Genomic DNA, 6,000 nt, shown 5'->3' on the forward strand with positions numbered 1-6,000 from the left:
CCCGACGTGGCTCACACTTCGAGGAGTTGTCATGAGCGGCCCCCGATCTTTCGGAGAAATCCATCCGTCACACCTGACGCTAGGAACCTCCCGGTTAGCCGACCTGGCCCCGATGGCTAGACAACGGCAAAATCAGTGATCGGAGCGGTCCGATCGGTGACCGTGACGGCAGACTGGCAGCAGGCCCGCAATCGGCAGTCGCTTGAGGGGGACGGGCGTGCGCAGACGCATCGTGACCTTGGCGGTGCTGGCCGCCGTCCTGGCGATCAGCCTGTTCGGCATACCGTTCGCCATCGGCCTGGCGCGCTCCTACACCGCCGATGAGCGAGCGGAACTGTCGCGGCTGGCCACCGGGACCACCGTCGCGGTCGCACCCGCGCAGTTGGCCGGAGGCGACCCCATCGAACTACCCCGCAGCGAACCCGACATGACCCTCGGCGTCTACGACGCCACCGGACGAAAGATCACCGGTCGCGGACCGGCCCACGCCGACGGAGCGGTCCGTGCGGCGCTGCGCGGCAGCGCGGTCAACGAATCCGCAGGGTCCAACATCGTCGTCGCCGTGCCGGTCGCGGACAACGAACGCGTCACCGGTGTGATCCGCGCGGCGACCGGCAAGCAGGTCGTCTACCGGCGTATCGCACGGACCTGGCTCATCATGCTGGGGGTCGCCCTGCTGGCGGTCGGTCTGACCGCGATCCTCGCCAGGCGCCAGGCCCGGCGCCTGGCCCGGCCGCTGGAGGAGATGTCGGCCGACGCCCAGCGACTCAGCGACGGCGACCTGAGCGTACGGACCCGGCTCAGCGGAATCCCCGAGATCGACTCGGTCTCCGCCAGCCTCAACGCCACCGCCGAACGCCTCGGCGACCTGCTCGCCCGCGAACGAGCCTTCTCCGCCGACGCCTCCCACCAACTGCGCACCCCACTGACCGGCCTGCGGCTCACCCTGGAGGCCATGCGGGACACCCCGGCGGGCGCCTCCGAAGAGGCGATCACGACGGCCATCGCCGCGACGAACCGCCTCCAGACGATCATCGACGATCTGCTCGCCCTGGCGCGCGACGTCCTCGACCGCAGCGGGACCCTCGACGCCAAGGTCCTCATCGACGAGATCCGCCAGAACTGGCACTCCGGCCTGGCCGCACGCGACCGCCCGCTGCGCCTGACCATCGAACCGGACCTGCCACCGGCCCATGCCTCCAGCGCGGCCGTCCGCCAGATTCTCCACGTCCTGATCGACAACGCCGTACGGCACGGCGCGGGCCTGGTCACGGTCAGCGTCCGCGACGCCGGGGACGCCCTCGCCGTCGACGTCGCCGACGAGGGCCCCGGCATCAGCCGGCCTCCGGACGATCTCTTCCGCCGCCGCGCGGCAGGGACCCCCGGACACGGCATCGGCCTGGCCATGGCCCGCAGTCTCGCCGAGGCCGAAGGCGGTCGCCTACTCCTGACCCGCCCCGTGCCCGCGACTTTCACCCTCCTGCTCCCACTGGCGCGGGACTGAGCGGGGTACGGCCGAGGGTGAGTCTCGTGTGCCCGCGGCGGGCGGCTCACGAGATGCGCGTGGTCGCCATGACCGGCTGACGGTCGTTCCGGAAGCAGGCCCAGCTCATCAGGGCGAACAGGACTGCGAGCAGAGCCGAGCACCCACGCCCACCCAACTGCGATACCGCCGACGCAGAAACCTCCTGTTTACACGGAGACCACCGACCGGCCCTCGGCCCGCGGAAGGTCCGGGATTTTGCCGTCGTCTAGCAATCGGGGGTCGGTTCCGATAACCGCGGGGTTCCTCGACGTGCTCGGGTTCCGACTCGGCCTGCGCCAGACTGGTGGGCTCGCGTGTTCATGACTCAGCGCTTGTTCGGCCGCATCCGTTCGACGTCCATGGTCTGCCTGGTCGCCCGCTGGCCGATCAGTACGAGCACCAGGAGGGTGGTCAGCACGGCCGCGCCGCCGGTGTAGCCCAGCCCGGCGGCAGCGGCGTTATCGCCACGTAGTTCGATGCCGATTTGCCCAGCGTGGTCGCCACGATCTTAATTGCCCAGAACGACGTGCCGACCATCGGCAACTTCCTCACAGCAACGACGCTGAGCCAGTCGGTCGGGTGCGGTGGCCGGGCGCTGCGCGGTCTGTCAGCCCAGGTCCGCCAGGAGGGCGTTCAGTTCGCTCTCCTGCTGCGCCGGCGGCATTGGCGGCCTCGGGTGATCGATGCCGAAGGTCTTGAGTACTTTGTCCATCTGGGCGTCGATGGAGGTCCAGCCGGTTTCGTCCAGCGGCTGCAGCGAAACCTGGTCGGCATCCCACAGGTCACGTAGCGACTGGGCGGCCGCGTGGGCCCCGGCCACGTCCCCCGAGCGTGCGTCCGTCAGCGAGGTCGATGCGAGGGTCCGCAGTGCGCCGACCTTCGCGGGCGGGACGTTCTTCACCGCCTGGCCGGGAGGCAGCTGGACGGTGGCGGTGCCACCGGTCTCCGGCGCTGGGCCGCCGTGTGGCTGACCGTGGGCCCAGACTAGCAGGGCCGCGGTGGCGACGGCCAGCAGTCCGAAGCCGGCCAGCGCGATGCGCTCCTTGCGCGGGATGCTGGTGACCTGTGTGGCGTGGGTCGCCTCGTACGTCTCGGTCACATCCGAGCGCGTCACCGTCAGGTAGACCACCGTCGCCAGGATCAGGCCGAGGAAGATCAGGCTGGTGGTGAACGTGCCCAGCGCGAGACCGGTCGGGTCGCCTGGGTTCTGGGCGACCTTGGGGGAGGCGAGCCAGTCGCCGATGTTCGCGCCCAGCGGGGCGGGTCAGGACGTAGGTGGACCAGAAGGACAGCACCGGGTTCGCACCAACCCTCCACAGCGCCGTGATCGCCGCGCTGAGGCCGAGCGGCAGCAGCACTGAGACGCCCGGGCTCCAGCCGGTCAGTTCCAGAGTCCAGTCGCCGGTCGCGGTGCCGAGCGAAGGTGACTAGGACAGTCAGCCAGTAGAACGCCTCCCGCGAGAGCGTGGCTGCGGTCCATGGACATGGCGGCCGTCACTGACGATGAACTGCGCGCTCTCATCCGTGCCGCGCTGAAGACCTGACCGGGGACCCGGCCCTGCACGCAGGGCACAGCCAGGCGGAGCCTGGACGGCCCGACCGCGTTCCGCCCCCGCGGTTGGATGTGCGGTGACGTCCGTTGCTCTGACCGTTGGGGGTGTCATGGCACAGCCTGTCCGTGTGCGCGGGTTGACCGACCGGGAGGGGCAGAAGCTGCAGCAGATTGTGCGCCGGAGCAGCACCAGTTCGGTGCGGTTCCGTCGGGCGATGATGCCGCTGGCCTCGGCCGGCGGGAACCGGGTACCGATGATCGCGAAGCTGGTGCAGGCGGACGAGGACACCGTCCGGGACTCATCCACAGGTTCAACGAGATCGGCCTGGCCTGCCTGGCCCCTCGGTGGACGGGAGGCCGTCCCCGCCTGCTCAGTCCTGACGACGAGGACTTCGTCGTCCAGACGGCCACCACCCGCCCGGCCGAACTCGGCCAGCCCTTCACCCGCTGGTCTACCCGGAAACTCGCCGCCTACCTGCGGAAAGTGCACGGCCGCGTGATCCGGATCGGCCGCGAGGCGTTACGGTGCCTGCTCGCTCGCCGCGGCGTCACCTTCCAGCGGATCAAGACGTGGAAGGAGTCGCCGGACCCGGAGCGCGACGCCAAGCTCGACCGCATCGAGCACGTCCTGTACCGCTTCCCGGACCGCGTGTTCGCGTTCGACGAGTTCGGTCCGCTCGGCATCCGTCCCACCGCCGGCTCGTTCTGGGCTCGTGCCGGTCGGTCAGACGCTTGTCCCCACCGCCCGTCGGCCGTGACGGCGCGTGAGTCCGCCGCCGAGCGCATTTTGCCGTCGTCTAGCCATCGGAACCGAGTCCGCTAACCGCGAGCTCCCTAGCTTGATGGGGGGTCTAGGAAATGCATCCATGTCTCAGGGGGGAACCATGGATTCGACAACGCAAGACAGGCTCAACGGCTCACTGTTCGAGACGGCGCGGCCCGGGGAACGACTGCGCCAGGCGATCGCCTCGCCGGAGGTCACGGCGCTGATCGGGATATTCGACATGTTCTCGGCTTCGGTGGCGGCCCGGCACTACAACGGCCTGTTCGTCTCCGGATTCGGGTTCTCCGCCTCGTACTACGGGCTTCCCGACATCGGCTTCATCGCCTGGCCCGACATGGTGAACTTCGTCCAGCGGCTGCGGCTGGCCTTTCCCGCTCATCACCTCCTGGTCGACATCGACGACGGTTACGCCGACCCGGAGGTCGCCTGCCACGTCGTCCAGCAGTTGGAAGCGATCGGCGCCTCCGGAGTGATCCTGGAGGATCAGAAGCGGCCACGGCGCTGCGGTCACGCCGAAGGAAAACAGATCCTCCCGCTGGAGGAGTACCTCGAGAAGCTGACCCTCGTACTGCGGACGCGCGGCGACCTGGTCGTGGTCGCCCGTACCGACGCCACCGAAGAACCCGAGATGCTACGCCGGGCGGCCGCGCTCGCGGCCACCGACGCGGATGTCGTGCTGGTCGACGGCATACCCACCGCCGAGCTGATCACCAAGGTCCGGGCCGTCGTCCAGGGCAAGCCGATGCTGTTCAACCAGATGACCGGCGGGAAGTCTCCCCGCCTGTCGCTCCCCGAACTGGGGGAGCTCGGGGTCGACGTTGCGATCTACAGCGCGCCCTGCCTCTTCGCCGCGCAGGAGGCGATCGACAGGGATCTCGTCGCGCTGAAGGAACGCGAGGGGCGGCTTCCCGAGCCGCGCCCGGGCGCGGTCGGCGTGGCCGCCGCGACAGCCCTCCTCGAACGCAACATCAGCCGGCATCATCCGCGTTCTCACGTTCCCCCGCAGGCCTGAGGGGTCACCCGGTGCCCCGATCGGCGGAAGCGTCATTGGCGAGTGTGTAGGCGATGGCCTGGTTGCTCGGGAGCCCCGGCACCCTCGTCGAACAACGTGACGAACGTCTGCTCCCCCAACGCGGCACGGGTGCGCTGCTCACAGATCCGGTGGTCGACGGCCAGATGCCGGTGGGGTCTGCGGCGCCGCGGCGAAACGCCAGACGGCGTCGGCACTGAGCGGGCATGCGCCAGCGCGTTGACCACGGTCCAGAGGGTGTCGGCATGCCCGCAGACCTCGAACCGGTGGTGATCGCTGAGGTGTGCGGCCCGGCCCGCGGGGTGCTGGATGCGCGGCGGGCCCGCCTGATCCGCGAACGAATCCTCGACCTGGCGCTGGCGCTGGCGCTGGCGTTGAACACGCTGTTGCCCGCAGCCGCCGCACACGCCAGCGACGCCCTCGACCGCGCCGCCTGCCGCCAGATCACCAAAGTCGCGCACCAACTATCGAAACTGCTAGAACCAGCGGTACGTCTGGTCTTCCCCGGGTTCGGTGGAGCCGCGTTGTTGGATCTCATGCCACGGTGGGGGTGTTTTCGAACTCTATCGGGGTGAGCATGCCGATGCTGCTGTGTCGTCGTTGGATCTCCAGGTACTCGAAGATGGCGTTGGCGAGTTCGACGCGGGTGCGCCAGCGGTGCCGGTCGAGTAGTTCGACCTGCATCCGTGACCAGAAGGACTCCATCATCGCGTTGTCGTAACAGTCCCCGACGCTGCCCATCGAGGGCATCAGGCCGGAGTCTTTGGCGCGCTGAGTAAAGGCCCAGGAAGCGAATTGCGTGCCCTGGTCGGAGTGGATGATCACGCCGGGGGGGCGGTGTCCGGGTATCGATGGCCATGCCGAGAGCGTTGGTGACCAGCGCCGCGGTGGGCGAGGAGTCGATGGACCAGCCGACCACTCGACGAGAGTAGGCATCCAGGACAACGGCGCAGTACACCTTTCCCTCCCGGGTGGGGTGTTCGGTGATGTCGGTGATCCACAACTCGTTCGGGCCGTCCGGCGTTTCGCCGGCGACCAGGCGTAGCCGTGCTTTGGCGAGGAATTCCAGGCCCATGTAGCGGCGGGCTTCGGTCCATTCGTCGGTTTGT

At 68.9% G+C, this 6,000-nt stretch carries 4 protein-coding genes and 2 pseudogenes; 3 read left to right on the forward strand and 3 right to left on the reverse strand.

The genetic code is table 11. The annotated features are described in order from the left end of the window. Window positions 1-217 precede the first annotated feature (217 nt). Window positions 218-1,504 (forward strand): HAMP domain-containing sensor histidine kinase, encoded by a 1,287-nt coding sequence (locus tag AB0L00_RS44150; RefSeq protein ID WP_364443923.1) that lies wholly within the window; start codon window positions 218-220, stop codon window positions 1,502-1,504. A 628-nt stretch (window positions 1,505-2,132) separates the two neighbouring features. On the opposite strand, the gene AB0L00_RS44155 is transcribed toward AB0L00_RS44150, so the two are convergent. Continuing rightward, window positions 2,133-2,780, reverse strand: a complete 648-nt coding sequence (locus tag AB0L00_RS44155; protein ID WP_364443937.1) for a hypothetical protein — start codon at window positions 2,778-2,780, stop codon at window positions 2,133-2,135. A 407-nt stretch (window positions 2,781-3,187) separates the two neighbouring features. Here AB0L00_RS44155 and AB0L00_RS44160 point away from each other — a divergent pair. After that, a pseudogene (locus tag AB0L00_RS44160) lies at window positions 3,188-3,801 on the forward strand (helix-turn-helix domain-containing protein); the annotation flags it as partial. Window positions 3,802-3,961: 160 nt separating this feature from the next. Further along, window positions 3,962-4,873: an isocitrate lyase/PEP mutase family protein gene (locus tag AB0L00_RS44165; protein WP_364443926.1), complete on the forward strand. Its 912-nt coding sequence runs from the start codon at window positions 3,962-3,964 to the stop codon at window positions 4,871-4,873. A 32-nt stretch (window positions 4,874-4,905) separates the two neighbouring features. Here the strand turns inward: AB0L00_RS44165 and AB0L00_RS44170 are convergent, their stop codons facing one another. Beyond that, entirely contained in the window at window positions 4,906-5,355 is a 450-nt protein-coding gene (locus AB0L00_RS44170) for a hypothetical protein (protein WP_364443928.1), read from the reverse strand. Window positions 5,356-5,425: 70 nt separating this feature from the next. Continuing rightward, window positions 5,426-5,900 (reverse strand): annotated as a pseudogene (locus AB0L00_RS44175) (IS3 family transposase); the annotation flags it as partial. Window positions 5,901-6,000 lie beyond the last annotated feature (100 nt).

This window comes from Actinoallomurus sp. NPDC052308 (assembly GCF_040679195.1).
In the GTDB taxonomy this organism is placed as follows: Bacteria; Actinomycetota; Actinomycetes; order Streptosporangiales; family Streptosporangiaceae; genus Actinoallomurus; species Actinoallomurus liliacearum.

Bases quoted from the DNA above. Each gene is read 5' to 3' on its own strand.
- AB0L00_RS44165 (WP_364443926.1), top strand. From the start codon at position 3,962: ATGGATTCGACAACGCAAGACAGGCTCAACGGCTCACTGTTCGAGACG.